This window comes from Nocardia sp. NPDC003999 (assembly GCF_053604885.1).
In genome coordinates this window covers 99,090-125,389 of sequence record NZ_JBSGIB010000008.1, presented here as the reverse complement: position 1 = coordinate 125,389, position 26,300 = coordinate 99,090, and the positions used below count along the sequence as shown (strand labels likewise).

At 68.6% G+C, this 26,300-nt stretch carries 27 protein-coding genes and 1 pseudogene; 12 read left to right on the top strand and 16 right to left on the bottom strand.

Features of this window, described 5'->3' with window-relative positions; all coding sequences use genetic code 11:
- Positions 1-40: 40 nt before the first annotated feature.
- Positions 41-808, bottom strand: a complete 768-nt coding sequence (locus tag ACWESM_RS18050; RefSeq protein WP_355073304.1) for an SDR family NAD(P)-dependent oxidoreductase — start codon at positions 806-808, stop codon at positions 41-43.
- Here ACWESM_RS18050 and ACWESM_RS18045 point away from each other — a divergent pair.
- A pseudogene (locus ACWESM_RS18045) lies at positions 783-1,211 on the top strand (TetR/AcrR family transcriptional regulator); the annotation flags it as partial. The gene ACWESM_RS18050 and the pseudogene ACWESM_RS18045 sit on opposite strands and share 26 nt — an antisense overlap.
- Positions 1,212-1,533: 322 nt before the next feature.
- On the opposite strand, the gene ACWESM_RS18040 reads toward ACWESM_RS18045, so the two are convergent.
- The 3 genes from ACWESM_RS18040 to ACWESM_RS18030 all read right to left on the bottom strand — a co-directional run bounded on the left by ACWESM_RS18040 (position 1,534) and on the right by ACWESM_RS18030 (position 4,066).
- Positions 1,534-2,310 (bottom strand): TMEM165/GDT1 family protein, encoded by a 777-nt coding sequence (locus ACWESM_RS18040; RefSeq protein ID WP_364434031.1) that lies wholly within the window; start codon positions 2,308-2,310, stop codon positions 1,534-1,536.
- A gap of 294 nt (positions 2,311-2,604) precedes the next feature.
- The gene (locus ACWESM_RS18035; RefSeq protein ID WP_355073302.1) at positions 2,605-3,132 is read right to left on the bottom strand and encodes a peptidase; all 528 of its coding nucleotides are present in this window, start codon (positions 3,130-3,132) and stop codon (positions 2,605-2,607) included.
- 310 nt (positions 3,133-3,442) lie between these two features.
- Positions 3,443-4,066 (bottom strand): superoxide dismutase, encoded by a 624-nt coding sequence (locus ACWESM_RS18030; RefSeq protein ID WP_039794275.1) that lies wholly within the window; start codon positions 4,064-4,066, stop codon positions 3,443-3,445.
- 189 nt (positions 4,067-4,255) lie between these two features.
- Here ACWESM_RS18030 and msrA point away from each other — a divergent pair, with 189 nt between their 5' ends.
- The gene (gene msrA, locus ACWESM_RS18025; RefSeq protein WP_364434026.1) at positions 4,256-4,936 is read left to right on the top strand and encodes a peptide-methionine (S)-S-oxide reductase MsrA; all 681 of its coding nucleotides are present in this window, start codon (positions 4,256-4,258) and stop codon (positions 4,934-4,936) included.
- 58 nt (positions 4,937-4,994) lie between these two features.
- Here msrA and ACWESM_RS18020 read toward each other — a convergent pair whose 3' ends face one another.
- Positions 4,995-5,606 (bottom strand): hypothetical protein, encoded by a 612-nt coding sequence (locus ACWESM_RS18020; RefSeq protein ID WP_364434023.1) that lies wholly within the window; start codon positions 5,604-5,606, stop codon positions 4,995-4,997.
- Between the two features lie 517 nt (positions 5,607-6,123).
- Here ACWESM_RS18020 and ACWESM_RS18015 point away from each other — a divergent pair.
- The 4 genes from ACWESM_RS18015 (at position 6,124) to ACWESM_RS18000 (ending at position 9,626) form a co-directional block, all read left to right on the top strand.
- Positions 6,124-6,495 carry a rhodanese-like domain-containing protein gene (locus tag ACWESM_RS18015; protein WP_379249755.1) on the top strand — a complete coding sequence of 124 codons (372 nt, stop codon included), beginning with the start codon at positions 6,124-6,126 and terminating at the stop codon, positions 6,493-6,495.
- Between the two features lie 20 nt (positions 6,496-6,515).
- Positions 6,516-7,550, top strand: coding sequence for a DUF4328 domain-containing protein (locus ACWESM_RS18010; RefSeq protein ID WP_355073297.1), 1,035 nt, complete (start codon positions 6,516-6,518; stop codon positions 7,548-7,550).
- Entirely contained in the window at positions 7,547-8,314 is a 768-nt protein-coding gene (locus ACWESM_RS18005; RefSeq protein ID WP_355073296.1) for a glycerophosphodiester phosphodiesterase, read from the top strand. Before ACWESM_RS18010 ends, ACWESM_RS18005 begins: the two co-directional genes overlap by 4 nt.
- 391 nt (positions 8,315-8,705) lie before the next feature.
- Positions 8,706-9,626 (top strand): DUF5926 family protein, encoded by a 921-nt coding sequence (locus tag ACWESM_RS18000; protein WP_355073295.1) that lies wholly within the window; start codon positions 8,706-8,708, stop codon positions 9,624-9,626.
- Between the two features lie 230 nt (positions 9,627-9,856).
- Here ACWESM_RS18000 and ACWESM_RS17995 read toward each other — a convergent pair whose 3' ends face one another.
- The 4 genes from ACWESM_RS17995 to ACWESM_RS17980 all read right to left on the bottom strand — a co-directional run bounded on the left by ACWESM_RS17995 (position 9,857) and on the right by ACWESM_RS17980 (position 13,328).
- The gene (locus tag ACWESM_RS17995) at positions 9,857-10,405 is read right to left on the bottom strand and encodes a ferritin (RefSeq protein WP_355073293.1); all 549 of its coding nucleotides are present in this window, start codon (positions 10,403-10,405) and stop codon (positions 9,857-9,859) included.
- Positions 10,406-10,476: 71 nt separating this feature from the next.
- On the bottom strand, positions 10,477-11,028 hold the full coding sequence (locus tag ACWESM_RS17990; protein WP_355073291.1) for a ferritin: 552 nt from the start codon (positions 11,026-11,028) through the stop codon (positions 10,477-10,479).
- Positions 11,029-11,038: 10 nt separating this feature from the next.
- The gene (locus ACWESM_RS17985) at positions 11,039-12,319 is read right to left on the bottom strand and encodes an LCP family protein (protein WP_452492872.1); all 1,281 of its coding nucleotides are present in this window, start codon (positions 12,317-12,319) and stop codon (positions 11,039-11,041) included.
- Positions 12,320-12,533: 214 nt separating this feature from the next.
- Positions 12,534-13,328, bottom strand: coding sequence for a CPBP family intramembrane glutamic endopeptidase (locus ACWESM_RS17980; RefSeq protein WP_355073288.1), 795 nt, complete (start codon positions 13,326-13,328; stop codon positions 12,534-12,536).
- 443 nt (positions 13,329-13,771) lie between these two features.
- Between ACWESM_RS17980 and ACWESM_RS17975 the strand changes: the two genes are divergently transcribed.
- The gene (locus ACWESM_RS17975; protein WP_452492680.1) at positions 13,772-14,050 is read left to right on the top strand and encodes a hypothetical protein; all 279 of its coding nucleotides are present in this window, start codon (positions 13,772-13,774) and stop codon (positions 14,048-14,050) included.
- Here the strand turns inward: ACWESM_RS17975 and ACWESM_RS17970 are convergent.
- Positions 14,028-14,795, bottom strand: coding sequence for a DUF2470 domain-containing protein (locus tag ACWESM_RS17970; protein WP_397278754.1), 768 nt, complete (start codon positions 14,793-14,795; stop codon positions 14,028-14,030). The two genes, ACWESM_RS17975 and ACWESM_RS17970, sit on opposite strands and share 23 nt — an antisense overlap.
- A gap of 148 nt (positions 14,796-14,943) precedes the next feature.
- On the opposite strand from ACWESM_RS17970, the gene ACWESM_RS17965 reads away from it, so the two are divergent.
- The 3 genes from ACWESM_RS17965 (at position 14,944) to ACWESM_RS17955 (ending at position 17,032) form a co-directional block, all read left to right on the top strand.
- On the top strand, positions 14,944-15,357 hold the full coding sequence (locus ACWESM_RS17965) for a hypothetical protein (protein ID WP_364432725.1): 414 nt from the start codon (positions 14,944-14,946) through the stop codon (positions 15,355-15,357).
- Between the two features lie 95 nt (positions 15,358-15,452).
- Entirely contained in the window at positions 15,453-16,367 is a 915-nt protein-coding gene (gene pheA, locus ACWESM_RS17960; protein WP_355073283.1) for a prephenate dehydratase, read from the top strand.
- Positions 16,364-17,032: a histidine phosphatase family protein gene (locus ACWESM_RS17955; RefSeq protein WP_355073282.1), complete on the top strand. Its 669-nt coding sequence runs from the start codon at positions 16,364-16,366 to the stop codon at positions 17,030-17,032. The genes pheA and ACWESM_RS17955 overlap by 4 nt, the downstream gene beginning before the upstream one ends.
- Before the next feature lie 18 nt (positions 17,033-17,050).
- On the opposite strand, the gene ACWESM_RS17950 is transcribed toward ACWESM_RS17955, so the two are convergent.
- The 6 genes from ACWESM_RS17950 to ACWESM_RS17925 all read right to left on the bottom strand — a co-directional run bounded on the left by ACWESM_RS17950 (position 17,051) and on the right by ACWESM_RS17925 (position 22,853).
- Entirely contained in the window at positions 17,051-17,878 is an 828-nt protein-coding gene (locus tag ACWESM_RS17950; RefSeq protein ID WP_364432732.1) for an ESX secretion-associated protein EspG, read from the bottom strand.
- Complete coding sequence (locus tag ACWESM_RS17945) at positions 17,875-19,047, bottom strand: PPE family protein (RefSeq protein ID WP_355073278.1); 1,173 nt, start codon at positions 19,045-19,047, stop codon at positions 17,875-17,877. The genes ACWESM_RS17950 and ACWESM_RS17945 overlap by 4 nt, the downstream gene beginning before the upstream one ends.
- Before the next feature lie 52 nt (positions 19,048-19,099).
- Positions 19,100-19,411, bottom strand: a complete 312-nt coding sequence (locus ACWESM_RS17940) for a PE domain-containing protein (protein WP_159849106.1) — start codon at positions 19,409-19,411, stop codon at positions 19,100-19,102.
- A 164-nt stretch (positions 19,412-19,575) separates the two neighbouring features.
- Positions 19,576-19,926 (bottom strand): metallopeptidase family protein, encoded by a 351-nt coding sequence (locus ACWESM_RS17935; RefSeq protein ID WP_355073276.1) that lies wholly within the window; start codon positions 19,924-19,926, stop codon positions 19,576-19,578.
- A 10-nt stretch (positions 19,927-19,936) separates the two neighbouring features.
- Positions 19,937-21,076, bottom strand: a complete 1,140-nt coding sequence (locus ACWESM_RS17930) for a septum formation family protein (protein ID WP_452492677.1) — start codon at positions 21,074-21,076, stop codon at positions 19,937-19,939.
- A 76-nt stretch (positions 21,077-21,152) separates the two neighbouring features.
- Positions 21,153-22,853 (bottom strand): aldehyde dehydrogenase family protein, encoded by a 1,701-nt coding sequence (locus tag ACWESM_RS17925; protein WP_364432741.1) that lies wholly within the window; start codon positions 22,851-22,853, stop codon positions 21,153-21,155.
- Positions 22,854-22,945: 92 nt separating this feature from the next.
- On the opposite strand from ACWESM_RS17925, the gene serS reads away from it, so the two are divergent.
- Both serS and ACWESM_RS17915 read left to right on the top strand, forming a co-directional pair.
- Positions 22,946-24,208, top strand: coding sequence for a serine--tRNA ligase (gene serS, locus ACWESM_RS17920; protein ID WP_355073272.1), 1,263 nt, complete (start codon positions 22,946-22,948; stop codon positions 24,206-24,208).
- A gap of 175 nt (positions 24,209-24,383) precedes the next feature.
- Complete coding sequence (locus tag ACWESM_RS17915) at positions 24,384-26,171, top strand: putative bifunctional diguanylate cyclase/phosphodiesterase (RefSeq protein WP_355073270.1); 1,788 nt, start codon at positions 24,384-24,386, stop codon at positions 26,169-26,171.
- The last annotated feature ends 129 nt before the right edge of the window (positions 26,172-26,300 follow it).

Below are 26,300 nucleotides of genomic sequence, written 5' to 3'. Positions count from 1 at the left end.
TCGGTGAAGGGTCACGCGCTGCCGGGACTGCGGAGCGGAATTACCGCGGCGCCATGCGCAGCGCGCCGTCCATGCGGATGGTCTCGCCGTTGAGGTAGTCGTGCTCGACGATGTACTGCGTCAGCTGCGCGTACTCGTCCGGACGGCCGAGGCGGGACGGGAAGGGCACGCCCGCCTCGAGGCCTTTGCGGTACTCCTCGGTGACGCCGGCGAGCATCGGGGTGTCGATGATGCCGGGAGCGATGGTGTTCACCCGGATGCCGAACTGGGCCAGATCGCGCGCTGCCGGAACCGTCATACCGTGCACGCCGCCCTTGGACGCCGAGTAGGCGATCTGACCGATCTGCCCCTCGAACGCGGCGACCGAGGCGGTGTTGATGATGACGCCGCGCTGGCCGTACTCGTCCACGGCGTCGGTCTTGGCGATCGCGTCGGCGGCCAGCCGCATGACGTTGAAGGTGCCGAGCAGGTTGACCGTGATGACCGTGCGGAACAGCTCCAGGTCGTGCGGGCCGTTCTTGGACAGGATGCGGCCCGCCCAGCCGACACCGGCGCAGTTGACCACGATGCGCAGCGGGGCGCCGGACTCGACGACCTGCGCGACGGCCGCGCCGACCTCGTCGTTGCTGGTGACATCGGCGGGAATGAGGGTGACCCCGGCGGGCACGTTGTCGCCGGCGCGCTCGATCGACTGCGGCACATCCAGCCCGAAGACGGTGGCGCCGAGATCGGCGAGACGCTTGGCGGTGGCGGCGCCGAGGCCCGATGCGCCTCCGGTGACAATGGCGGCGGAACCCGAAATCTCCACGATGGTCCTCTCGTTTGTGACAGCCAGTTGGCCCTTCGTCAATGGCACCCTAACCGGTACGCGGCGAACGGCCCTGCACGGCTCCCGCGACTCGTTTCCGGCGCGGGCCCTTTCCGGCAAGTCGGCGGAACCGACCGAGCAGAATGGAACAGCCCAGTCAGCTCGACCGAACACCCGGAGTCACCGAATGACCGAATCGGCCACCAGCGCACGCCTCCCCCGAGGTAGGCACGGCCTGCCACGGGAGCAGGTGATCGCTTCGCAGCGCGAACGAATCCTCGTCGCGACGGCGGAGGCCATGGCCGAGAACGGTTACATCGGAACGTCGGTCGCGGCGATCCTCAAGCGGGCTTGCGTGTCCAGGGAGACGTTCTACGAGCAGTTCCGCTCCAAAGAAGACTGTTTCGAAGCGGCCTATCAGCGCGCGGTGCATTTGTTGCTCGACCGGATCGCCGACGCCACCGAGAGGGAAGACGCGGCGGCCGATACCGACGCCGTGGCTCGGATGGATCGGATCCTGCGCGCCTATCTCCAGTATCTGGTGGACTACCCGGCCAGCGCGCGGTTGTTCTTGGTCGAGGTCTTCGCGGTGGGGTCGGCCGCCATCGCGCGCCGGGCCCAGCTGCAAGAGCGATTCGTCGAGTTGATCGCCGCCGTGCTCGACGCGCGGACCGACCAGCAGCGTTTCGCCTGTCAGGCCCTGGCCGCGGCGGTCGGTTCGATGGTCACCGCTCGGATCGCGGCCGGAGACTCGAGCGGTCTGCAGGCGCTGCGGGAACCACTGCTGGAGCTGTTGCGTCAGGGTGGCGGACTGTACGGGGCTGCGCTGGACTCGAGCGGCGAGCCATCCGCGTGAGCAGCAGCGCCGCACCGGCCAGCGCGGGAACCAGCGCCGCGAGCCCGGCGACGGCGACACCGCCGAGGGCCGGTGCGGTCGCGCCGAGCAGGGTCGCCGCGCCGAAGTAGAGGAACAGCAGGCCCGAGCCGATGCCGATCGTGTGCTCCGGCAGATGCTTGCCGACCAGAATGCCCACCGCGATGGCGAGCGCGTCGGCGGCGACCATGCCGATGGTCGAGCCCAGCCAGACGCCTACCCAGTCGTAGTCCGTGGCCAGCGCGGCGGTCGCGAACATGGTGCGATCGCCCAGCTCGGCGAGCAGGAACGCGGACAGCACCACGAAGAACGGCGCACCGCCCACTTTCGGCGCCTTCGGCTCCGGGTCTTGCTCGCCGGTGCCGAAGTGCTCGCGCAACGTCCACAGGCCGACGGCCAGGAAGGTGACGGCGGCGATCAGCGCGATCGCCGTGGTGGGCAGCGCCGCACCGAGGAAATAGCCGATGCCGACCGAGATCAGGTGCACCGCCGCGGAGGCTGTCGCGATGCCGCCGAGCACCACCCACCAGCGGTAGCGCAGCGCGAACGTCAGCGCCATCAGCTGGGACTTGTCACCGAGCTCGGCGAGGAAGACGACGCCGATGGTGAGCAATACGGTGGCGATCATGTGTGGCGGCTCCAAGGTCTCCGGCCTGCCGACCGGAGATATGGGGACGCTCCGGCCGACAACGAAATGGTTGTCCAGGCCGAAGGTCTCGCCCACCGGCCGGAAGCCGGTTCACACAGCCGGACCCGGCCCGAGCGGGCTCGGCGGGTCAGTATGTCGACTGTGTGATTGGGGGCTACTCCCCTTCGCTGCTTGCGACTCTACCGCCACGTTCCGCTCGTGCCAACCCGCTGTAATCGAAATCGCAATGCGCACAATAAGTTTGGCGATCCACGTGCAGAATTTCGGTTACCCTCACGCGGCCAGCAGCATAGCCAGAACTGCGGTATCGGGATCGCTGATCGGGTCCAGTCCGACCCGGCTGACCAGCGAGGTCACGGTTCCGTCCGACTCCGCCTCGACCCACGCGGCACGGTGTTCCAGCCCCAGGTGGGGCACGCCGGGCAGCAAGACGCAGCCGGAGGCCGCACCCGCGCATTCGGGCAGCGTCGGGCGGGTTTCGGACGGCGGATGCAGCATCAGCAACGCCGGTGGCACATGGTCGGCGAAACGGCCGGGTTCCACGGCCTCGTCGCCGAGCACGGGCCCTTCGGCCAGCACCAAGCCGACCGTGCCCGGGGCGGGGTCGTCGGGCAGGTCCTCACGGACTCCGAACACCGTCGAGGTGGTCAGCAGCCCGGGTAACGTGGCCACACGCACCGCTAGGACCAGCACCTGCGCCCACTCCTTGGTGGTGTCCGGCCAGCGGCCGGAGATCAAGAAGCCGCGCAGCGACCCGCGCGAATGGAACGGCGTGATGCCGATCGGTTCGTTCGTGCGCATTCCTGCCTCCCGTTGTCGTACCCGGGGGCGACCTTGCCCGTTCCTTTGGGGTGGATTTCCCGAATATGAACCACGAGTCACCTGGCACACAAGTACCAAAGAGTGCCAATCGGGCGGCCGGGGGCGTGGAGGAGGGCAATCCGGCTGCGCACTCGACGGATCCCGCCCCACCTCAGGGACTCCGGATACAGGCGGGGCGGGTGGCGTTCCCGGCAACATGTCCGCGTCACCGGAGAACAGAACGGGCCCGCGAATCCGGCCGCGCGTGGCGGACGGATTCGCGGACCCGGTTCCGGCGTGCCGAACAGGCTCAGCCGAAGATGAGGCCCTTGGCCTGCGAAGTCGCCTTGGCGAAGCGCTCCTGCACGTCGGCCCAGTTGACGACGTTCCAGAACGCGGTGACGTAGTCCGCCTTGACGTTCTTGTACTGCAGGTAGAAAGCGTGCTCCCACATGTCGACCTGCAGCAGCGGGATGATGCCCAACGGGACGTTGGCCTGCTGGTCGTAGAGCTGGAAGGTCAGCAGCTTCTGGCCGAGGGTGTCGAAGCCGAGCACCGCCCAGCCGGAACCCTGCAGGCCGTTGGCCGCGGCGGTGAACTGCGCGCGGAACTTGTCGAACGAACCGAACTGGTCGTCGATGGCCGCGGCCAGTTCGCCGACCGGCTTGTCGCCGCCGTTGGGGGAGAGGTTCTTCCACCAGATGGAGTGGTTGACGTGCCCACCCAGGTGGAACGCGAGGTTCTTCTCGTGCAGGAAGATGGCGCTGTGATCGCCCGACTCGCGAGCGGCTTCCAGCTTCTCCAGTGCGGTGTTCGCGCCCGCGACGTAAGCGGCGTGGTGCTTGGAATGATGAAGCTCGTTGATCTGCCCGGAGATGTGGGGCTCCAGGGCGCTGTAGTCGTAATCCAGATCTGGCAGCGTGTACTCGGCCACGTTGTCCCTTCCTATGTCGGGCTGGTTGTGCCCCGTTCCGGACACAGCCAACCATCATTCGTACACCCGGTCGATTCCAACTCGGGCCCACGCTCGCGCATTCCGGTGACGCCGCTCACACCTAGCGGGTCGCGCACCGTCACATCACGCACATCGGCCCCACTGGAAACGCACGCGTAGCATCGAACCATGTCGTGGTACGACGAACTAGTGGGGCGTCTGAGCCTCCCCGAACCCGTCATGGTCGCTCCCGAGCAAGCCCTGCCCGGCCGGGCGGAACCGCTCGACGTGCCGGATACCCACTACGTCAACGGTCACCCGATCCGCCCGCCGTTTCCCGAGGGGCTCCAGCTCGCAGTCGTCGCGATGGGCTGCTTCTGGGGCGCGGAGAAAGGCTTCTGGGAACTCGACGGCGTCTACTCCACGGCAGTCGGTTATGTCGGCGGGTACACGCCGAATCCCACCTACGAAGAGGTATGCAGCGGACGGACGGGTCACGCGGAAGCGGTGCTCGTCGTGTTCGATCCCGCGGTGATCGACTACGCGGGCATCCTCGAGCACTTCTGGGAGAACCACGATCCCACCCAAGGCATGCGGCAGGGAAACGACCGCGGCACCCAATATCGTTCGGCCGTCTTCACCTTCGGCGCCGAGCAGGCCGACCTCGTCGGCTCGACGGCCGAGTCCTACGGTAAGCGGCTGGCCGCGGCGGGATACGGGCAGATCACCACGGAGATCACGCCGCTGCCCGGGCTGGCGGCCTTCTACTATGCCGAGGGCTATCACCAGCAGTACCTGGCCAAGAATCCCGGGGGATACTGCCCCGTTCACGCCACCGGAGTGAGTTGCCCGGTGGGCACGGGCGCCTGAGCGCCGAGGTGCGACGAACCGCACCCAAAAGTGCGGTTCACTCGCGACGGTTCGGCGCTCAGAGCGGCGGCGCGATTCCCGGACGACTGGCTCGCGGGTCGCCCGCATCGTGCGCCCGCCACCACCGCGCGCCGCCCGCGACGAAGTCCGCCAGCGGGATCTGCTTGCCCCGCGCGTCGTACACGGTGATGCCGTCGAACCACACCCGGACGTCCAATTCGCGCGGATCGATGCCCTCCTCCTGGGAGAACTCCAGAACGTGTGCGGATTCGCGATCACCGATGCGGGTGTCGAAGCTGAGCAACTCGCTCCACAGCGCCCAACTGCTGTCGTCGAGATCGATGAACTCCCAACCGTGCAGCCGCCCGCCGCCGAAACTCCGGATCGCCTCGTCCAGGCCTTCCAGTCGCAGCGGCAGCACCCTGGGTTCCAGGTCGTCCCAATGCTGCGTCCGCAGTGACGCGGCGACCCGGCTCACGCCGGTGAACGTCACCTGCACCCGATAGTCCTCCGCCGCCGTTCCGCGTTCGGGAAGAGTCAGCACTTCGAGGTCGAGTCGCAGTTCTGCGGCGGCCTCGTCGATCGCGAGGCCGAGGCACGTGGCCTCGGACAACGCGATATTGAGCCCTGCGATGTCCATTCCGTGGCGTAGCCCCCTGCTCACGTTCATGCGCCCAGGCTACCGATCGTCTTCGCCGGATCGCGGGATTTCGGCGGCGTTCTGGATTCGATGGAACCGAATGCGCCTCGGCGCCGTCCAAGTAGATATCGGGCCCTCTTCGGCCGCGGGTTCCGATGTCGGCGACGAATGGCCGCTCCGGGATTGGTATGGAGGGGAGTCCCGGATCGGCCATTCGCATCGCTCGACCGTTAGGGACTGATCCGTACTTCGATCAGGTAAAGCATGCCGAGAACGGACCAAGGGTTCGCAACTACCCCAGGTCGATAGCTGATCAGTTGCTAGAAAGCCGGTTCAATCCGGCGAAACGCCTTCGACACCTGCGCCTTGTGGATCGAGCTGTGGATTATGTGGATAACTTCGCCCGAGTTATGCACAACCAGCATCGGGCGGGTGCGCGGTCGAGTTCCGGAGGGGAGAACATACCCGAAGTCGTGGCTCGCTGTCGAGGTCGCTCCCCTGGCATGGAACTGCACGGCGGTCCGCCACGCATGGCAGGATCGAATCTGTGACGAGCCCCCACGTTCCGTCGGTCACGGTGGAGGACGTGCCTGCCGAATTCGACAGCAGCGCGCCCGCGTCGGCCGACACGCCGCGATCGATCCTGCTCGACGTCCGTGAGGACGACGAGTGGCGGCTCGGACACGCCCCGGGCGCGATCCACATCCCGATGGTCGACGTTCCCGCCCGGATCGACGAGCTGGAGTACGACGCGGATCTCTACATCATCTGCAGGCAGGGCGGTCGGTCGCTTCAGGTGGTCGAATATCTCACGCACATCGGCTATGAGGCCATCCAGGTCAACGGGGGCATGGTGGCATGGCAGCACGCCGGCCGCCCGCTGGTCGCGGAGGGCGACCACGAGGCGAAGATCTACTGACGAAAGAACGAGGTGCGCGGGTGAGTACGGTGGTGCAACCTTGTGCGCGCTGCGGTGCGCGCTGGGCCGTGCAAGGGGCGCCGATGCACTGGTGCCCGCGCTGCCGCGGCGTACTCCTCTCGCCGGGGCCGATCGACGCGCCCGCCGACCGTCGCAACTACCGCTGGGTGGCGCGCAAGCCCGACCAGCGCGGTCGGCGAGCGCAGTCGGCCGTCCGACCGGCCCCGCCGAGCCGCACGCCTCGGTACACGCAGATCCCGCGCTGGGGCCTGATCGACCCGCCACCGCACGCGGGCGGCGCGGCGCGTCGCCCGTTCGGCAAGTTGACCCACTCGGTGATCAGATTGCTCGTCGCGACCGCCGTCGTCTTCGGACTCGCGGCCGTCGCGGAACTGGCGCGCTACGGGGTGTTGCTGCGCAACCGGACGCGCCTGATCCACCCCGCCGTCCTCTTCGCCTCCGACGCGTTCGTGATCGGCGCCGGAGTGCTCGCGGTCGTGCTCGCGCTGCTGGCGGCCGCGGCCACCGTCGGAAGACTGATCGAGATCAGGCGCTCGGCCTACGCCGCCACGGGCAGGCGCGACCCGCGTTCGCCGCGAGCGCTCGCGCTCGGCTGCCTGATTCCGGTGGTCAACCTGCTGTGGCCGGGGGTCTTCCTGAGCGAAGTGGCCGCATTGCAGGGTGATCCCAGGACGGGACGGGCGGTCCGGATCTGGTGGGCCGCGTGGGTCTTCGGCGGCCTCGTCACGGTGGCCGCGCTACTGTGGCGGACCGCGGATTCGTTGCAAGCCGAGGCGGACGGGGTGCTGTTCACCGCGTTCACCGACGCGGTCGCCGCCGCGGTCGCGTTGCTGACCCTCTGGGTGTTGCGCACGATCGAGGGGCATGACCTACTCGGTCGCAGCCGGACCGCGCGCCGCTGGCTGATCGCGGTCGACCCCGCGGTGCCGGTGATCGAGCCGGTGCATCCCGGCGGACGTGCACAGGCGGGCGCCGACGCGCACGAGGACAACGGTGCTGAGGACCGTGAGCAGGAGGAGGTTATGGCCAAGTGAGCCAGGGCAGTCGCGCGCCGTTCGTCGTCGCGCATCGAGGCGCCTCGGCGGCGCGCCCCGAGCACACGCTCGCCGCCTACGAGTTGGCGCTCCAGGAGGGCGCCGACGGCGTCGAGTGCGATGTCCGGCTGACCAGGGACGGACATCTGGTGTGCGTGCACGACCGCACCGTCGACCGGACCTCCTCGGGCAGCGGTCTGGTCAGCGAGATGACGTTGGAGGAGCTGCGGGCACTGGATTTCGGCGCCGACGGCGATCCGGCCTCGGTGCTGACCCTCAGCGAGCTGATCAGCCTGGTGCTGGACTGGCGTAGCAGGCCGACCAAGCTGTTCATCGAGACCAAGCACCCGGTCCGCTACGGCGCGCTGGTGGAGAACAAGCTGCTCGCCGAGCTCCAGCGCTTCGGCATCGCCACCCCCGCCTCGGCGGATCATTCCCGCGCGGTCGTCATGTCGTTCGCGGCCACCGCCGTGTGGCGCATCCGCCGCGCCGCCCCGCTGCTGCCCACCGTCCTGCTCGGCGAATCGTCGCGCTACCTGGGCGGATCGGCGGCCACCACCGTCGGCGCCACAGCCGTCGGCCCCTCGGTGAAAACACTGCGCGAGCACCCCGACCTGGTCGACAAGGCCGCCGCCGCCGGCCGCGCCACCTACTGCTGGACCGTCGACGACCCCGACGACGTCCAATTGTGCGCCGACCTCGGCGTCAGCTGGATCGCCACGAACCACCCCGGCCGCACCAAGTCCCTGCTCCCCGCCGCCTGACCCGGTTCCGCCGGAAGGGGTTGTCGTGGCTTCCAACAAATCCTCGATCGTCCGTCGCTGCGACGTACGCCTAGATCAGAGCGGAATACGGTGCGGTGAACGTTGGGGGGTGCAGGTCGGACCGCATCGAAGTGGTCGTCGCAGGTGCGGTGGTGCCGTAGCGGAATCTCTGTGGCGTCCAGGTCGATGGCGGGCGCTCGACGCCGCGCCGAGTTCGGCGGCCTTTCGCCACGCCCACCCGGTGAACTAGTTTGCGCGATTGCTCCCTGCCGCGACCACGCCACCTCAATCCCCGGTTTCGAGCGAAGCGAGACCGAGCATCCGCGAACACCCAGCGCCGCAGGCGCTGGAAAAACAAACACAGCCAAGAAACACGGTAGGTTGACCCCTCGTGGGTAAAAGCAAGCGCAACAGTCCTAAGCCCGGTGGGAACCGGGCGCAGCGTCTCGCCGAGCGGCGAGCGGCGCAGGAGCAGGCGGCACAAGTCGTCACCCGTCCGTTCGAGGGCCTGGCCGCGGAGTGCGATCTGGTCGCGCTGCGCGAATTCGTTCCTTCGGCCACCGCCCGGTTGACGCTGGCGGCCGAGGTCGCGGCGGAGCGGCCGGTCGTGCTCGCAACGGTGCTGCCCGGCGCGGTGGCCGCGTTGGTGCGCGCCGGTGACGAGCCCAGCGGTTACGTCGGCGCGCAGGTGCAGTTCCAGGGCGCGGATCCGGCCGCCGATCTGGCCGCGGCGATCCTATGGACCCAGTCCGCCGAGCCCGGTGATTCGCTGACCTCGGTGGAAAGCGTCGCGGGAGGCCCGCGGCTGGCCGATGTCATCGATCCCGCCGCGAGCCTGGACTTGACCGTGCACCAGGACTTCGACTGGTGGGTGCCCGCAGGGGTCGAGCCCGACCCGCAGGTCGCCGCCACCATCGAGCAGGCCAAGCAGGCGATCATGCCCTCGGCGCGGCTCGGGCTCGCCGCCGACACGATCGGTGCCGCCTGGTGGGTGGACGCGGGCGAGAAGGCGCACATCCGCTGGGTGCGGCCGGAGGACGAGGACGCGCTCATGCTGGCGCTGGCCCGGGTGCACGCCTCCGGCGGTCTGCACCTCGGCGAGGGTTCCCGGTTCGCGGGGTCGTTCCGCACGCACGGAGTGCTGGTCCCGGTCTTCGACCTGGACCGCGAGCGACACCCCGACGAATGGGTCGAGCCCGCAGCCGAATTCGGCGCGCGGCTGTCCGAGGCGCTGGCCGTCGACGCCCCGTTGACCTCCGACGAGCGGCGCTCCCGCGACGGCCTGCGGTCGCGTCAGGTCACCTTGCGCTGAGCCCGGATATCGCGAGACTTGGGCAGAAACGGCCTTTGTCGGCGGCGGTGTTTTCCGGTTGCCGCCGGTGCGGCTCGAAATATAGGAAAGACTCGCCAAACCACTGCGAAATGTGGTGGAACCGTCGTTTACGCCGACATTCCGACTCACCGTCCGATAGAACGTCCAACAGCGACAGGCCCGGTTCCTGATACGGAACCGGGCCTGTTTCACCTATTCGGCGAACGCCGTCAGACGGAGCCGCCCGCCGCCGAAGGCGCGCCGGAGGCGTCGCTCGGGCCGCTCATTTCCCGGGCGACGAATTCCTCCAGGTCGAACAGGTTCGACCCGGCGCGATCGGCGATGGTGAGCAGGGTGGTCATGTTCGCGACTTCCTCGACCTGCTCCTTGAGGAACCACTGCATGAACTGTTCGCCCAGGTAGTCACCCTCTTCGCGGGCGGTGCTCGCCAGCTGGATGATCTGCTCGGTGACCGTCTTCTCCTGGGTCAGTGCGAGCGCGATCGGCTCCCTGGCGTTCTCGAACCGCGATTTCGCGGCATCGATGCCGGAAATATCGACGCTGATATCCCGGTCCAGGAAGTACTGCACGATCATCATCGCGTGATTGCGCTCTTCGACGGCCTGCTTGTAGAACCGCTTGGCCAGCTGCGGGAGATCGGCATTGTCGAACCACACCGCAATCGCGATGTACTGATGCTCGGCATTGAATTCGTGCCGGATCTGATCGTGCAACAGGCTGTGAAATTTGCTGCGGGGTGATTCCGGATGGCTTGACATGGCATCGACATTAGCGCTGGTCAAGACCCGTGTCATCCAAGTGCAGCCTTATTGAGGCTAGTGTTGCCTAATTAATTCTTCGCCGCTCCAGCCATTTTCGGCGCCGGAATATCGGTGCGCGGCCGCGGCCGTGTCTCCCGGGCGACGAACTCCTCGACGTCGAACAACTGCCCGTCGGCACGGTCGATCACGGCCAGCAACGTGCTCATCCCGGCGACGTTCTTCACCTGATCGGCGAGGAACCACCCGATGAAGCGTTCGCCGAGATAATCGCCGGAGGTGCGGGCAGTGTGGGCCAGATCGCTGATCCGGGCGCTGCGGACCTGCTCGATCTCCAGCAGCGAAGCGACCGCGCCGCGCGGGCTTTCGAAGGTGGACTCGATCTCGTCCAAGCCGCCGATCTGCACCGGGAGATCCCGGTCCAGCAGGTACTGCACCATGCGCAGCGAATTGCCGTAGTGCTCGCGTGACCGGTCGTAGGCGTGTCCGGCCAACTGCGGCAGTCTGCGTGAGTCGAAGTACACGGCGGCCGCGAGATACTGCTGGGCAGTGGTGAATCCGTGACGGATCTGGGTGCGCAGCAAGTCGGGAAAGGACTCGTCGGCCTCGTCGATGTCCGGCATGGCATCGACGCTACCGCGTCAGCAGGTCCTCCGGGATCGGACGGTCGCCGGCGAGCGCGTCGAAGAACCGGCTCGCTTTGGCCTTGTCCCACAGCAGGACGTTGCCGCTGTCGGTGTCCTCGAATCCGCCGACCGGTACCGCCGTGGCGATGGTGTCGCCACGCAGCGCCCAGCCCAGGCCGCCCAGATCCCAGATGTGGTCGCCGTTGTCGACCTTCAGCGACTTGGCGGTGTCGGTCGCCAGCGGCCAGAGCTTGAACGGATTGGCCAGCGTGGCTCCACTGGTCGCCTTCTTCAGCAGGGCGGCCATGAAGATCCGCTGGTTGTTCATCCGGTCCAGGTCGGCGAGCGCGGTCGCGCGACTGCGGACGAAACCCAACGCCTGTGGTCCGTTGAGTCGCTGGCAGCCCGCGGGCAGGTCGATGCCGGCGAGCGGGTCGTCGATCGGTTTGGGCACGCACACGTCGATGCCGCCGAGCGTATCGACCACGCTGGCGAAGCCGCCGAAGCCGATCTGCGCGTAGTGGTCGATCCGCAGGCCGGTGGCGATCTCCACGGTCTGGACCAGCAGCGCGGGGCCGCCGATGGCGAACGCGGCGTTCAGTTTGTCCTTGCCCTGGCCCGGGATGCTGACATACGAGTCGCGCGGCAGGCTGACCAGCGTGGTCTTCCCCGACTGCGGCACGTGCACGAGCATGATCGTGTCGGTGCGCTCGGGGCCCACCTCACCGCCGGTGGCGAGTTCCCGCTCCTGCTCGGCAGTCAGTCCGCCACGGCCGTCGGACCCGACCAACAGCCAGTTCGTGCCGGGTGTGTCGCCGACGCGCTTGGCGTAGTTCGCCAGCGCGGGGATGCGGTTGAGCGAGTTGTCCAACTTGATGACGGCGCCGACGGCGGCGAGCACCAGGACCAGCAGGATCACCAGGAACCAGCGGAAAGGGTGGCGCTTGCGGCGCGGTCGTGGAGCCCGCGGCGGACGCTCGCCGCGTGGCGGCACCGGTGGGGGGCCTTCGCGGAACGGCCTCGGTTTCCGGGGCGGCGTGTGCGGCGGACCTTCGTGATACGGAACCGGCCGCTGTGTCGGCGCGTGCGACGGAACTTCGTGATGCGGCACCGGGCGCTGCGTGGGGGCGTGCCTGCGGGCCGGGGGAGGCGGCGGCATTCGCCGCGCCTGTTCGGGCGGGACCTGCGAATACGCCAGCGGCTGTGCGTGGGGGTCGGCGGTTCCATCACGGCGCACGACCTGCGTGGGCTCGATCGGCGGCGGACCGCCGGACCCCGGAGGCGGCATGCGACGGCGCATCGGAGGTTCACCGGGTCTGCCGGGCGGCGGCATCCGGCGCGTATGCGCGTTGCGCTGGGGGTCGTCGCCGTTCATCACTGGAACTCTACTTATCGGGCGGTTGTGACGTGCCGCATGTGGACGCGGGCGCACGCGGAAGCGGCGCTGTTCCGTAATTCGCAGGCGGCACCGGGTTGTTAGCGCTGCCGAGGGCACAGTTGCGTCACGGCAGCCACGAAACATGGCCGCGCAGAACGGTGTAGCCGATGTAGGCGACCGCATCGATGGTCGCATGGGCGAGGACCAGCGGCCACAGCCGATTCGTGCGCTGCCAATAGCGGCCGAATATGACGCCCATCACAAAGTTTCCGAGCCCGCCGCCGATTCCTTGGTACAAGTGATAGCTGCCCCGCAGCACAGCCGAGGCCAGCAGAGCCGAGTTCGCCGACCATCCGAGCCTGCGCAGCCGGGTGAGCAGGAACGCGACCACGATGACCTCTTCGGCCAAGGCGTTCGCGCAGGCCGAGAGGACGAGCGCGGGCAGTCGCCACCAGTAGTCGCCGAGCGAGGCGGGGACTATCGTCACGCTGACGCCGAGTGCGTGCGCGGCGAGATACAGCCCGAGTCCCGGCAACCCGATGATCGCGGCCAGCGTCAAGCCGGGTAGCACGTCGGCGCGCCAACGGAGCCGGTTCGCCAGCCCGATCAGTCGCGGGCCGATGCCCCCGCGCCACAGCAGATAGAGGCCGAGCGCGGCCCAGCCGAGCAGCCGCAGCACGCTGAGCAGCTGGAAGAGCAGGTCGATGGTGGACTGCGTGGCTCGCGACGGATTCAGCGCGACGGTCCGTCCGCCGATCCCGCCCGGGGCGAGCGCGCTCTCCACCAGCGAGAGCGCGGCGCTGAGCCCGCTGAGCCCGAACGTGACCAGCAGCACCACGGCGATCTCGAGTTTGATCGCCAGCCGCTCCCGATCGGTCGGCTCGGCCTCGTCCCACTCGGCTCTGGACTCCGCACGCATGGGTCGAATCTATTGCGCTCGTCCGCCGCGGCGCGCGGCGCGTCGGCATGTGAACTGCCTGGTGCGTCGTCGGCGTCTCCGCTGCGGCGCATGCTTCCGGGCCTGGTGGCCCAACCCGGCCCGCCACTCGGTCGAGCTCGGACATCGGGTCTGCGCGCGCTGCGGCGAGCAGCCGCCACTCCGGCTCACCGGAGCATCCCTCTGAACGACGGTTCACCGAAGGAGTGTGCGACCAAGCGGCGCTGGATCAGCCCGGGCACGATGCGCTCGAGGCAGCCGGACCGCTCACCGCGGATTCGCCACAGGTCGGGATCGAACGAATCGGTGTGGTTGACGTCCGTCGTCCGCCCGCGTTGAACGAATCGGTGCGATTGCCATTCGCCGCGTCGGTGTGCGTGTCAGCCGAGCAGCCAACCGCGTCGGGAGTGCGTGCGCCCCAGCCGATGCGCCGTCCGCCTCTCACCCTCATTCCCGCCGATGTCACCAGCAACGACGAGGTCAGCGCGGCCGTCGCGCGGGTCGTCGAGTCCGGCGCTCCACGCATCGTGGTCAACTGCGCCGGTTGTCCACAACCTCTGCGGGCAGGGGCCATGGAACGCTATCTCGTCCGTCTTCTCGGGCCGGTCATCCCGTTCTTCGCCTTGGTACTTCCGTTCGCCGGCCCGATGCCGCTGAAGATCGGCTTGATCGGGCGGCGGGTCAGATCCGGCGCAATCCATTGAGGAACGGGCAGCCCGCCAGTGTGCGCACGGCGCGGCTGAGCCCCTCGATGTCGTGCGCCGGTGCGCTGAACGGCAAGCGGAAGTCGTGGTCGCCGTCGTGTCCTTCCACCCGCAGCGTGAGCCCGTACCGGTCGATGGCCAGCGGGTGCACGATGCCGCGCCGCAGGTGTGGCGGCAGATGCCTGGCCAGCTGGGCGACGACATCGGCGTGATCGGCCTGCATGTGCTGCAGCCACGCGGATTCCATGGCGCAGAACGGATCCGGCTGCGCCAGGCGCAGTTCGTCGCTGCGCACCGATTCCGCGCCGGTCGAGTCGGCCACCACCGCGGAGTCGATCACCAGCCGCAGCAGGGTGGCGCCGAAGCCGATGTCGAGCAGGCCCGGATGCGGGTAATCCTTGGCCACCTCGGTGGCCAGCACGCGCTGCGCCTGGGTGGGCACCGCCCGTACCCAACCGCGCAGCCAGACCAACGCGCGCACCGGCTCGCGCAGCGGTAGCGGGGCGTGGTCGGTGAGCTCCAGCACCGCGGGCGCGCCGTGGTCTCCGGAGTTGCCTGCCAGGATCGCGGCGACCGAGGCCGTCGGCACCGCGATCACGGCATCGCCGCACTGCCGTACGTGGTGCACGGACGCGGGCGTCGGATCGATGCCCGGCATGGCCAGCACCGCTTGCTCCGCGTGCGCGCATGCGCTGCGCACTCGCTCGGCGGTGGACGGTGCGAAGGTCGAGGACGGACGCGGCATACAAACCTCCGTGGAGCGTGGCGCGCTTGACTATTGATTAGGTTACCCTAAGCTAAGTGACGAGGCGGGGGTTCCGCAAGCGTTCCGATCCGGCTGATCGCAGCGAACTGGATGGGTTCCGGTCGAACCGGGTTGTTACGGTGAGGGCGTGTCGGAAGGGTCGGAATCCGCAGAACCGGTGCTGGTGACGTTGTCGACGCCGCCGCGGCGCAGTCTGGTCGACGGGCTGGTCCGCAACATCGGCGCAAGTCCCGCCGCGCCGACGCTGGAGCTGGACGCGCCCGACACCGGGATCGCCGACTTCCTCGCGCACGTGGCCCACTCCGATACCGGCTTCGTCGCGCGCACTTCCTCGGGGGAACGGGCGCTGGCCATCGTCGCCGCCACAGCCGCTGCCCTGTGCGGCGAGGACATCGGCGCGGCCCTGCGCGACCCCGACATCGCCTTCCTGACCTCGCTGAAACCGCCGGCCGTCGAGGCGGTCCGTTCGGTCCTGCTCGCCATCGAAACCGAGGCCGCGGACCGGGTGAACGCCGCGTTGCGCGTGCTCAACGGAGGTTGAACACCGCTGAGGCGGTCGTGGAACAGATGACCCGGACCGGCAGGCCCTTCGCAATTGGTGGGGAGCCGAACGAGCGCGCAAGTAATCTCGTAACCGTGCCGCGAATCGCGTACTTCGGGCCGTCCGGAACTTTCACCGAGATGGCCCTCGCTCAATTGGAATCCTCGGGAACCTTCGCCGGGCCCGTCGAGCGGATCGCCGCGCCCAGCCAAGGCGCCGCGCTCGACCTGATCCGTTCCGGTGAAGTGGATGGCGCGGTGGTGCCGATCGAGAGTTCCGTGGAGGGGTCGATCTCGGCGACGCTCGACTCCCTGGCAATCGGTCCGCGCCTGCAGATCGTCGCCGAGACCGAACTCGAAGTGAGTTTCACGATCCTCGGCAAGCCGGGCACGGCGTTACCCGACGTGCGCACTCTCGCCGCTTACCCCGTGGCCGCCGCGCAGGTCCGGTTGTGGGTGGCGCGGCATCTGCCGCAGGCGCAGCCCTACACCTCGGCGTCCAACGCCGCCGCCGCCGAGGACGTGGTGGCGGGCCACGCGGACGCCGCCGTGTCGACCGCCCTGGCCGGAGAGCGGCTGGGATTGATCGCGCTGGCCTCCGGGGTCGCCGATCACGAGCAGGCGATCACGCGGTTCGTGCTGTGCACCCGGCCCACCGCGGCGCCGCCCGCCACCGGCGCCGACCGCACCTCGATCGTGCTCGAGCTGCCGAACGTACCGGGCTCGCTGATGCGCGCCTTCGCCGAGTTCGCCACGCGCGGTATCGATCTGACCAGGATCGAGTCCCGGCCCACCCGAACGGGCATGGGCACCTACCGTTTCTATCTGGACTGCGTCGGGCACATCGACGACACCGCGGTGGCCGAGGCGCTCAAGGCGCTGCACCGCACCGCGCGGATCCGCTTTCTCGGATCTTGGCCGGCGACTTCCGCGACCGGTACGCCACCACCGTCGGACGAAGCGTCCGCGGAGTGGTTGATCCAGCTGAGAAAGGGGATGGCCGACCTATGACCGGGAGGTTGATTCTGGTCCGGCACGGCGAGACCGAGGGCAATGTCGCCAAGCTGCTGGACACCCGGATTCCCGGGTTGCCCCTGACCGAACGCGGTGCGGCACAAGCGAAGACGTTCGGTGAGGGCCTGCTCCGCCCGCCGCAGGTGCTGTTCTCCTCGGCGGCGCTGCGCGCGCGCCAGACCGCGAGCTACATCGAGGCGGCGACCGGTGTCGCCGCCATGGTGCTCGACGGACTGCACGAGGTACAGGCCGGCGACCTGGAGGGAGAACACAGCGAGGAGGCGCACCAGACCTTCCAGCGGATCTACCGTGCCTGGCATGAGGGCGACCTCACGCTGCGGGTGCCCGGCGGCGAATCCGCTCAGGATGTGCTGGATCGGTTCCTGCCCGCGATCGAGGAGCTGCGGAATACGTATCTGACACCGGACGTTGCCGCGCCCGGGGACGTGATGGTAGTCAGTCACGGTGCGGCCATGCGGCTCGTCGGCCGCACGCTTTCGGACGTGCGTCCGCCGTTCACCACGAACAACCACTTGGACAACACCGAGACCATCGAGCTGGTACCGATGCCGGACGGCAGGTGGGAGTGCATTCGGTGGGGACGATTCACGCCGCCGTTCGGCTACGAGGTCGCACCGACTTCGGACGATCCCATGGGTTAGCGACGCTCGTTCGGTGCTTCAGGACAGCTTCGGATTCCGCGGGAACTCTTCTCGTTCCGGTAGGAAGTTGATCAGATCCTGCACGGCCGTGCGCAGTCGCGCGGGAGTCCCGCTGCTGAGCGAGGTCCACTTCACGCCGTCGTCGGACGTGCTCGCGGTCGCGATGAATCGGCCCGCGCGCGTGTTGAAGACGGCGATGTGGTTGTCGGCCGCGTCTCGGGTGCCATCGCCGTAGATCACACCGACGATCTCGGCATACGAGTGGATCTCGACCAGAGCCGCGGCCAAGGTCTTCGCGTCCTGGGCCGGGTTGCCCACCTTCGCCAGCCGTTCCGCGGTGGCCGCGGCGTCGCCGGTGTCGCCGAAGATCGTGGCCAGCTCTTCGGTCGGGGCGTTCATGCCGTACAGCTCGAGCGGCTCGGCATAGCCGAGTGCCGCGAGAACCGTTCCGGGCAAGTCGTTTCCCGCCTCATCGATGACGTAGGAGTCCTGTCCCCGAAGGGCGACGACCGGGAGGTCGACGCCCTTCGCCAGACAGAAGCGGCTCACCCAACCATCGACGACCAACCGCAGCGCGATGATCCAGTGGGGCCGGTGCAGCGCGCGCAGCCGATTCTCCAGATCCCGATGCAGCACATCGTCGATCAGGAGTTCCCGCTGGGCGAGCGACTCGGCGGCCGCGTCCATCGCCGCTTTGTGGTCGGTCAGATTGTCGTACCGTGCCCTCGCGTTCAGGACGACGGGGACCTCGATCTGCAGTTTCTCTACGAGGAACTGCATTTCGTCGAGCGACAGGACGACCGCGTCGAGCGTCGACGGGCTGCGGCCCGCACCGAGTACGGTCACCTAACCGTCCCGCTGAGGTCACCGCCGATGACCCCATCGGCGGTGAAGCGGCCGTCGTTGAAGTGCTCGGTCGACCGCAGGTAGTCCCGGCCGTCGTGTTCGGTCTCGTCGTCCTCGTCGCTGCGCGCCTGGTTACCGAGCAAGGGGTTGCCGTTGCCGGTGTTGGCGGGCCGGACCGGCGCCGCCTCGACGCCCTTGACCGCGACGCTCTCCTGCACCGGAGCCGTGCTGCCACCGATCGTGCCGTTGGAGCCCCAGCCTTCCGGAAGCTTGAGCGAGCCGCTGCTGATGCCCGCCGCCGATCCGAGACCGGAGAACGACACGGCACGCGTCGCCGCACCGGTAGCGGTGGCTGCCGCACCGATACCCATGGCCATGGGAGCCATGCCGGAGAAGGAGGGCGCGGAGCTGGTGGTGGCGGCCGCGATCGCGCTGCCCGCGACATTTCCGACGGTGGAGACACCGGTGGTGGCGATCGAGCCGACGGCCTGAGCGGCCTGGGTGGCAGCGCTCGCCACCCCAGGGTTGCTCAGGAATGCCTGGGTGGCGGCCACAGCAGCCTGGATCGGATCGGCCGGGACCTCGGTGGTCGTGTCCGCCGCTTGCTCGGGACTTGCCGTCCCCGCGCCCTTGGCGATCGCCGGCGGTAACAGGAATTCGGCGGGCGTGGCGACCATGGCGCTGGTCGCGGCCTCATAGGTCTCCATGACCAGCGCGGCACGGATGTCCATCGCGTTCCTGGCGACTTCGGCGGCTTCGAACGCACCGCTCAACACGCCGGGCGGGTTCGCCGACGCGGCCAAAGCGGTGTTGACGGCCGCGATCTCGGGCGGGCTCGGCATCGCCAGCGCGGCGACGGTGTAGGCGGTGGCGTTCGCCGCGGCCTTGGCGCCCATCGCGGCCGCCTGCACGCCCTGCTGCTCGGACCAGCCGAGGAAGCCGGTGAGCTTGCCCAACGCGGCGATGCCGTTGATGCCCTGCATTCCGACGCCGAGTTCGGCCATAACCCTGGCGACCGTCGTCGTCGCGTCGATCCAGGCGGCGGTGAGCCCGCCCCATGCGGTGGCGGCGGCCGAGATCGGAATCGCGTGCGCGCCCGCGTGAAGTGTGGCCGAATTGATCTCCGACGGGCGCGCCGCCCAGATCACCCCGGTGACTCCTGCAACCATGTCTGACTTCTCCCCTGCTTAAAAGCGTTGCTGATGGATCTCGCTTGCGGAACTACACCTGGATGGCGCTGATGCCGGCGGCGCGGACCACGTCGCCCGCGACATGCTGGGCCAGCTGCATGCGCAGCGTCGCCGCGGCGTGGTGGCACTCCAGAATCGCCTGCGCGATCGCGCGATCGTGCGACATCGCCCCCTGATTGAAATGGCTCGCGCTGAGGAAGGAGACTTCCTCCGCCCCGGAGGGCAGCACGTGCGTCGCGGGCGCGGTGATCGCCGCGGCGGCGGCCAGACGTTCGGCGACGAGGTCGAGTTCGGCCGCGGCGGCGAGAATGGCTTCGGGTGCGATCAGTACATGTCCAACCATGACTCGACTCCTTCTAGTGGCTGTGGGGCGGAACCACGAGAATTCCCCCTTCGAGTGATAGGACGCGACAGCAACGCGATCGGTTCCATCGAATCCCCAATTTTTCGATCTCCGTGCCGATTACACACCCACCGCTGGTGGTGCGCAATACAGCTCGGTTCAGACTATCCCCATCCCAGCTGATGCAGGCGGTCTTCGTCAATGCCGAAATAGTGTGCGATCTCGTGGATCACGGTGATCGCCACCTCTTCCACCACTTCGGATTCGTCGGCGCAGTGTTCGAGGATCGCCTCGCGGTAGATGGTCACGGTGTCGGGAAGCGCTCCGCCGTAATGACTGTCACGCTCGGTGAGGGCGATGCCGTGATACAGACCGAGCAGGTGTGGATTCTCCGGATCGCGCGGCTCGATCAGTACGACCACGTTGTCGATCGCGCGGGTCAGCTCGGGCGGGATGAGATCCAGTGCGTCGCCGACCAATTCCTCGAACCGGTCGGCGGACATCGTCACGGGCATCGGCGCTCGGCTACCTGGGCTGAGGCTGCGGCGGCAGGGGCGCGGCGCCCGGCAGCGGTGCGGGCGTGGAACGTCCGTTGTTCGGCGGCGGCACCGGAGCCTGGCCGTTGATCAGGATCTCGCCCTTGGCCGACCCGGTGATCGGCGCGAAGCCCTCCCGATCGGCTCCCTTGCCGATCATGCAGTCCAGCTTGCGGCTGCCCGCCATCCAACTGCGGGCATCGATGTAGTCGAAGAACAGCGTGAGCGTCTTGTTCCGGATGACGTCCGGCCCGCCCAGGTAGTCGGTCGACGTGCGGGTGCACTCCTCCTCGACGAACTTGTCCTGGTCGTCCTTCGCGGGCGGGCCTCCGTTGAAGTGGGCGGCCAGATCGACGGTGGAGACGATCTCCACGGCGTGCGGCTGGGCGCAGTCCACCGGATCGGTGGGCAGGTTCTGGTTGATGCCGAGGCACACGCCCGCCTCGTACACCTTGGACTGATCGTGCTCGGTGGCGCTGCCGACCGACGGCGGGGTGCCGACGCTGGCCGCGATCTGCAGGCCGCAGCGCAGGGTGCGGTCACCGTGCTGCCAGCCGTCCGGGCTCGGATACATCAGCCCGACGATGTACCTGCCGCGCGGATCGAACCGGCCCGACATGTACTTCTGCACCGCGGGCACGCAGTGCTCCTCTTTCAACTCGGTCAGTCGCAGCGAGTCCGGGAACCGCGAGCCGGGACCGAACTCCTTGCCCGGATACCTGCTCATGTCGATGTCGGCCGCGACCTCGAACATGTGCTTGCTCGAGCAGTTCACCTTGGCCAGGTCCGATCGGTCCGGCTTGGTCCAGCTCAGGCAGTCGCCCTTCGCCGCGGTGCCGAACTCCTTCTCCAGCACCGGCTGCGCCGGGGCGCCGGGATTGTGCGCCTCCAGGCCCTTCTCGTTGTCGAAGCCGGTGACGAACAGCGTCACCAGGGCCGCCACCACGGCGCCGACGGCCACCGCGAGCAGGCCCCAGCGCAAGGTGTGGGCCGACAGATGCAGATCGCGCAGCTCGCCGTCGGCGAGGGCGGCTCTGGCCGAGTCGAACGAGCGCCGTACCGAGTCGGCGCGCGACGAAGCGCCGCGCTTGGGCGCCTGCGGGGACCGGGACATGCGTGCGGAGGACATCGCGGTCCATCATGGCAGTGTCGGTGCCGCGGTGCCACGACCTGCCCCGATCGGCGCGGCACGGGCCACGAGCGATTCAGCCGCGCAGGGCCGAGAGGAAGACGCCGGGCAATCGGGCGGGGTTGGCGTCGGCGTAGAACTCGGTGAGCCTGCGCCCGGTGGTCGCTGCGGTGGCGTTGCCGACGAACCACGGCGGCTTCGGAGAGAGGGCGAGTTCGCCGCCCAGCAGCGAGCGCGGCACCGGCCGGAACGGGCCGTGCACCACGGTGCGCTCCACATCGTCGAGCAGCAGGGCGTTGTGCACCACGCCGATACCGCTCTGCACGTCGTCGAGGGTGTGCCCAGGGAAGGCTCCCCAGGCGGCACGCGGCGCGAGGAAGGCCAGACCGGTCCAGCTGTTCACCGCGATCGCGCCGTAGCGCAGCCGTTCGATCGCGCGGTCGAAGGCGACACCGAGCCTGCGGATGGTCGTCGGATCGGCGATCACGTTCGCGCCGAGCGTGCCGGTCAGCTCGGCGTTGGCGAAGTCCACCGCGCGTTGCAAGAACTCGCCGCCCGTGTAGGGCAACTCCACCACGCCGAGCACGGGGGAGAAGTACTCCGTGCGCAGCAGCGGCGAGCCGGTGCGCGGCAGTCCGCCGACCAGCACCCGCCCCGCGCCGAGACGCTCGGCCTCCGGGTACGAGGCCAGCGCGTCGGCGACCCGCGCGTCGCTGCCCGGGTAGTAGGCCGTGCGCTGTGGCGCCCGCTCCATGGCCAGGCGGAGTTCGGCGAGGAACTCGTCCTTGCGGTCCCACTCGGCGCCGATCACCACCGCCTGCGCGGCCACGCAGTTGTAGCCGCCGTTGTGCAGCCGTTGGGTGGCCACGTGCTCGGCTTGGTAGCGCAGATCGGCGTCGGACCAGTCGCCGGGCACCACGATGGTCGGCGAGACGCCGCCCAGTTCGCTGCTGATCGGCTTGTCCAGCAGTGGCCGGTTGTGCTGCTTGCGTTCCGCGCCCTCGGCGCCGGGACCCCACACGATGGCGTCGTGGGTCTGCGCGCTGCCGGTCATGTGCACGTGCGCGACGTCCGGATGACGCACCAGGTAGCCGCCCTGCTGCGCGCCGCCGGTGAGAATTCGCAGCGCGCCGATCTCCAGCAGCGGTTCGAACACCATCTCGAACACGGTGAACAGCGGGTCGGTGATCGGGTTGAGCTTCAGCGCGACCACCCGGTTGTGCGCGAACAGCTCGTACAGCGCGTCCAGCGGCGGAATCGAGGTGATGTTGCCCGCGCCGAGCACGGCGCCGATCCCGCCGGTCGCGGTGGGATCGAGCTGGGCGAGTCCGGCTCGCCGACGGGCGGCGTCGGCGTCGACGCCGGGACGCAGCCACACCTCGCCGCGGAAACCGTTGAGCAGCAAGCGATCGTAGACGCCGAACGGGAATACCGGCACCGCCAGCCGCCCGCCCGGCGCCTCCCGCAGCGTGATGCCCGCCAGCGGGCTTCGCCCGGTCTCCAGCGCGGCCAGGGTCGCCGACAGCGCGGCCGTGGCTTGCAGCAGCGTGAGCGGCCCGGACATCCACTCCTCACCGACCAGCGCGGAGTGCTCGCCGAGATCCTTGACGACGCACGCCGCGCGCACCCAGTCCTCCGCGAGGCGGCCGGTCCTGGCGTGGATCTCGTCGAGCAGCAAGCGGCGGCGGCGCAGCGACGTCGCGGCCCACACTTTCTCGCCCGCCGCGAGATCGGCCAGCGCGTTGTCGATGGCCGTCTCGTCGAATGGGGTGCCCACAAACCCACTATGCGCGCGATCCGGGGTGGATGGTCCGCATCCTGGGATATCGGCGTGAAAGCGCAACACACCGACTACTAGGCTGGTGGCCCATGATCGACCTCCGATTCCTGCGGGACAACCCGGACGCGGTCCGCGCCTCGCAGCGCGCCCGCGGCGAAGACCCCGTTCTCGTCGACGCGCTGCTCGAGGCGGACGCGGCGCGGCGTGCCGCGGTGGCCACCGCGGACAACCTGCGCGCCGAGCACAAGGCGATGGGCAAGCTGATCGGTAAGGCGAGCAAGGACGAGCGGTCCGCGCTGCTGGCGCAGGCGTCGGAGATGTCGGTCAAGGTCAAAGAGGCCGAGGCCGCCCAGCACGCCGCCGACGTGGATCTGGACACCGCGCACCGCGCCATCTCCAATGTGGTGCAGGACGGCGCGCCCGCGGGTGGCGAGGCCGATTTCGTCGTGCTGCAAACGGTCGGCACGCCGCGGGAGTTCGACTTCGAGCCGAAGGACCACCTGGAACTCGGCGAGTCGCTCGGCCTGATCGACATGGAGCGCGGCGCGAAGGTCTCCGGCGCCCGGTTCTACTTCCTGACCGGCTACGGCGCGCTGCTCCAGCTGGGAATGCTGCAGCTGGCCGCGCAGAAGGCGGTGGCCAACGGCTTCACCATGATGATTCCGCCGGTGCTGGTACGCCCGGAGGTCATGGCGGGCACGGGGTTCCTCGGCCAGCACGCGGCGGAGGTCTACCACCTCGCCGACGACGACCTCTACTTGGTCGGCACCTCGGAGGTGCCGCTGGCGGGTTACCACTCGGACGAGATCCTCGACTTGAGCGACGGCCCCAAGCGCTATGCGGGCTGGTCGTCGTGTTTCCGCCGGGAGGCGGGCAGCTACGGCAAGGACACCCGCGGCATCATCCGGGTGCACCAGTTCGACAAGGTGGAGATGTTCGTCTTCACCACGCCCGACCAGGCCGACGCCGAACATCAGCGTCTGCTCGCCTGGGAACAGGAGATGCTCGCGGCGATCGAGGTGCCCTACCGGGTGATCGACGTCGCGGCCGGTGATCTCGGCAGCTCCGCCGCGCGCAAGTTCGACTGCGAGGCGTGGGTGCCCACGCAGCAGACCTACCGGGAGCTCACCTCGACCTCCAACTGCACCACCTACCAGGCGCGGCGGCTGGCCGTCCGCTATCGAGACGAGAACGGAAGGCCGCAGATCGCCGCGACCTTGAACGGCACGCTCGCCACCACCCGCTGGATCGTGGCCATTCTGGAGAACCACCAGCAAGCCGACGGGTCGGTCCGGGTGCCGTCCGCCCTGGTCCCGTTCGTCGGTACCGACGTGCTCCGACCGACGAATTGACAACGGACGAATGACGTTCAGGTAAATAGCTACTGGTTCGCCATGCCGTATTCCCGGGATGTGGCAACCAGGGGGATTCCTTATGTCTAGGCTATTCGTCGTGCGAGGAATCGGGTCTCGCGGCGATACCCGAACCCGGGTGCGGGCCGCGTCTGCGTTGGCGACGGCTATGGTCATGGCTCGGACCACCGGGGCGTTCTACGTCATGGGCGGGGTGCTCGGTCTGCTGATCACCGCCATCGCCCCTGGTGAAGAGGGTAATCGTCCGCTGGTAGGCGGGGCGGCAGCGGTGGCGCTGGTGCTCGGTCTCACGCTGCTCGCATGGGGTCCGCGGCTGCCGCATTCGATCCATCACGTCTATGTCGCGATCGCGACGGTGTTGGTGACGATCGCGGTGCATTCGTTCCCGAACACGGTGGGCGCGATCAGCCTCGCGGCGTTCTACGTCTTCATCGCGTGCGACGCCGCCCTGTTCTTCGCCTGGTCGCAGGCCGCCGCCCATATCGCGTTCGCCTTGGCGCTGTGCCTGTGGGTGCTGCCCGCGCGGCCGGTGACGCCCGGGTTGCCGTGGTGGTCGGGCCTGATCCCGGCCGGCGTGACCTTCGGTGTCGGCGTCGTCGTCGGGATCCTGACCAGGATGGCGTCCGAAGCCGACATCGACGTGCTCACCGGCCTGCTCAACCGGCGCGGCTTCGACCGGGCGCTGAACACCGCGATCCAGCAGGCCACCAGGTCCGGGCACGGACTCGCGCTGGTGCTGGTCGACCTGGACCGTTTCCAGAAGATCAACGACCATCTCGGGCACCGCGCCGGTGACGCCGTCCTGCAGCGGGTGGCCGACACCTGGTCGAAACTTTTGGCTCCCGATCAGCGCCTGGCGCGTTACGGCGGGGACGCGTTCGCCTTGCTGCTGCCGAACACCACCGAGCAGGCCGCGATCCTGCTCACCGAACAGCTGCGCGCCGCGGTGACCACCGGCTGCTCGGCCGGCGTGACCTCCTGGCAGCCGGGCGAATCGGGGTCGCTGCTGGTCAGCCGCGCTGACGTCGGCCTATACCGGGCCAAGCAGGCCGGACGCAACCGGACGGTGCTGGAGTCCTCGCGGCAGCTGCCGCTGGCGGTGGAACTGCGCGAGGCGATCGACCGGGGCGCCCTCGACGTGCACTACCAGCCGATCGTCAGCCTGACCGAAGGCGGCGGCAAGGCGGTCGGTGTGGAGGCGCTGCTGCGCTGGTCGTCGAGCGCGCAACCGGATGTCACCACCGAGGGCTTGATCCGCGTCGCCGAGGAATACGACCTCATCGCCGATCTGGACGAACTGGTGCTGCGCCGGGCCTGCGCGGACGCCGCCCGATTGCAGGAAACCTTCGCCCAACTGGATCTCACACTGAACGTGAACGTCAGCGGGCTGGAGCTGGCCGAGACCGGTTACGCCGACCGGGTGGCGGGCATCCTCGCCGCCACGGGGTGGCCCGCCGACCAGTTGGTGCTCGAAGTGACCGAGAGTGAGCTGGCCGCCGAATCCCAGACCGCGATCGAGAATCTGCACACCCTGCGCGACCGTGGCGTGCGCATCGCCATCGACGACTTCGGCACGGGATACTCCTCGCTCAGCCGACTGGCCACGCTGCCGAGCGACATTCTCAAGGTCGATCAGTCCTTCGTCGCCGCGATCCGCTCGGATTCGCCCGCGCCGCCCTTGCTCGGCGTGATCGCCGCGCTCTCCAACGCGCTGGACCTGCAGGTCATCGCCGAGGGCGTGGAGACCGAATATCAGGCCGCCGTGCTCACCGAACTGGGCTTCGCGCTCGCGCAGGGGTATCACTACAGCGATTCGCATCCGGTCTCGGAGCTGATCAGCGACCTCAACGAGAACAAGGGCCGGATCGGCCAAGGCGTCACCGACCGGGAGCTGGGCGACGGAGATTCGGTTCCGGCGAACGGCTGGGTGCCGTTGCCCTGATTCGCGTGGCGGCCGATTCTCTTCGACGCGCCCGAGCGGTAATTCCCTTGCGCCGCGAGGCAGGGATGGCCATGCTGATCGGCATGCGGTTGCTCGTCTACGCCTATTGATTCGCTGGATCGCCGCGCG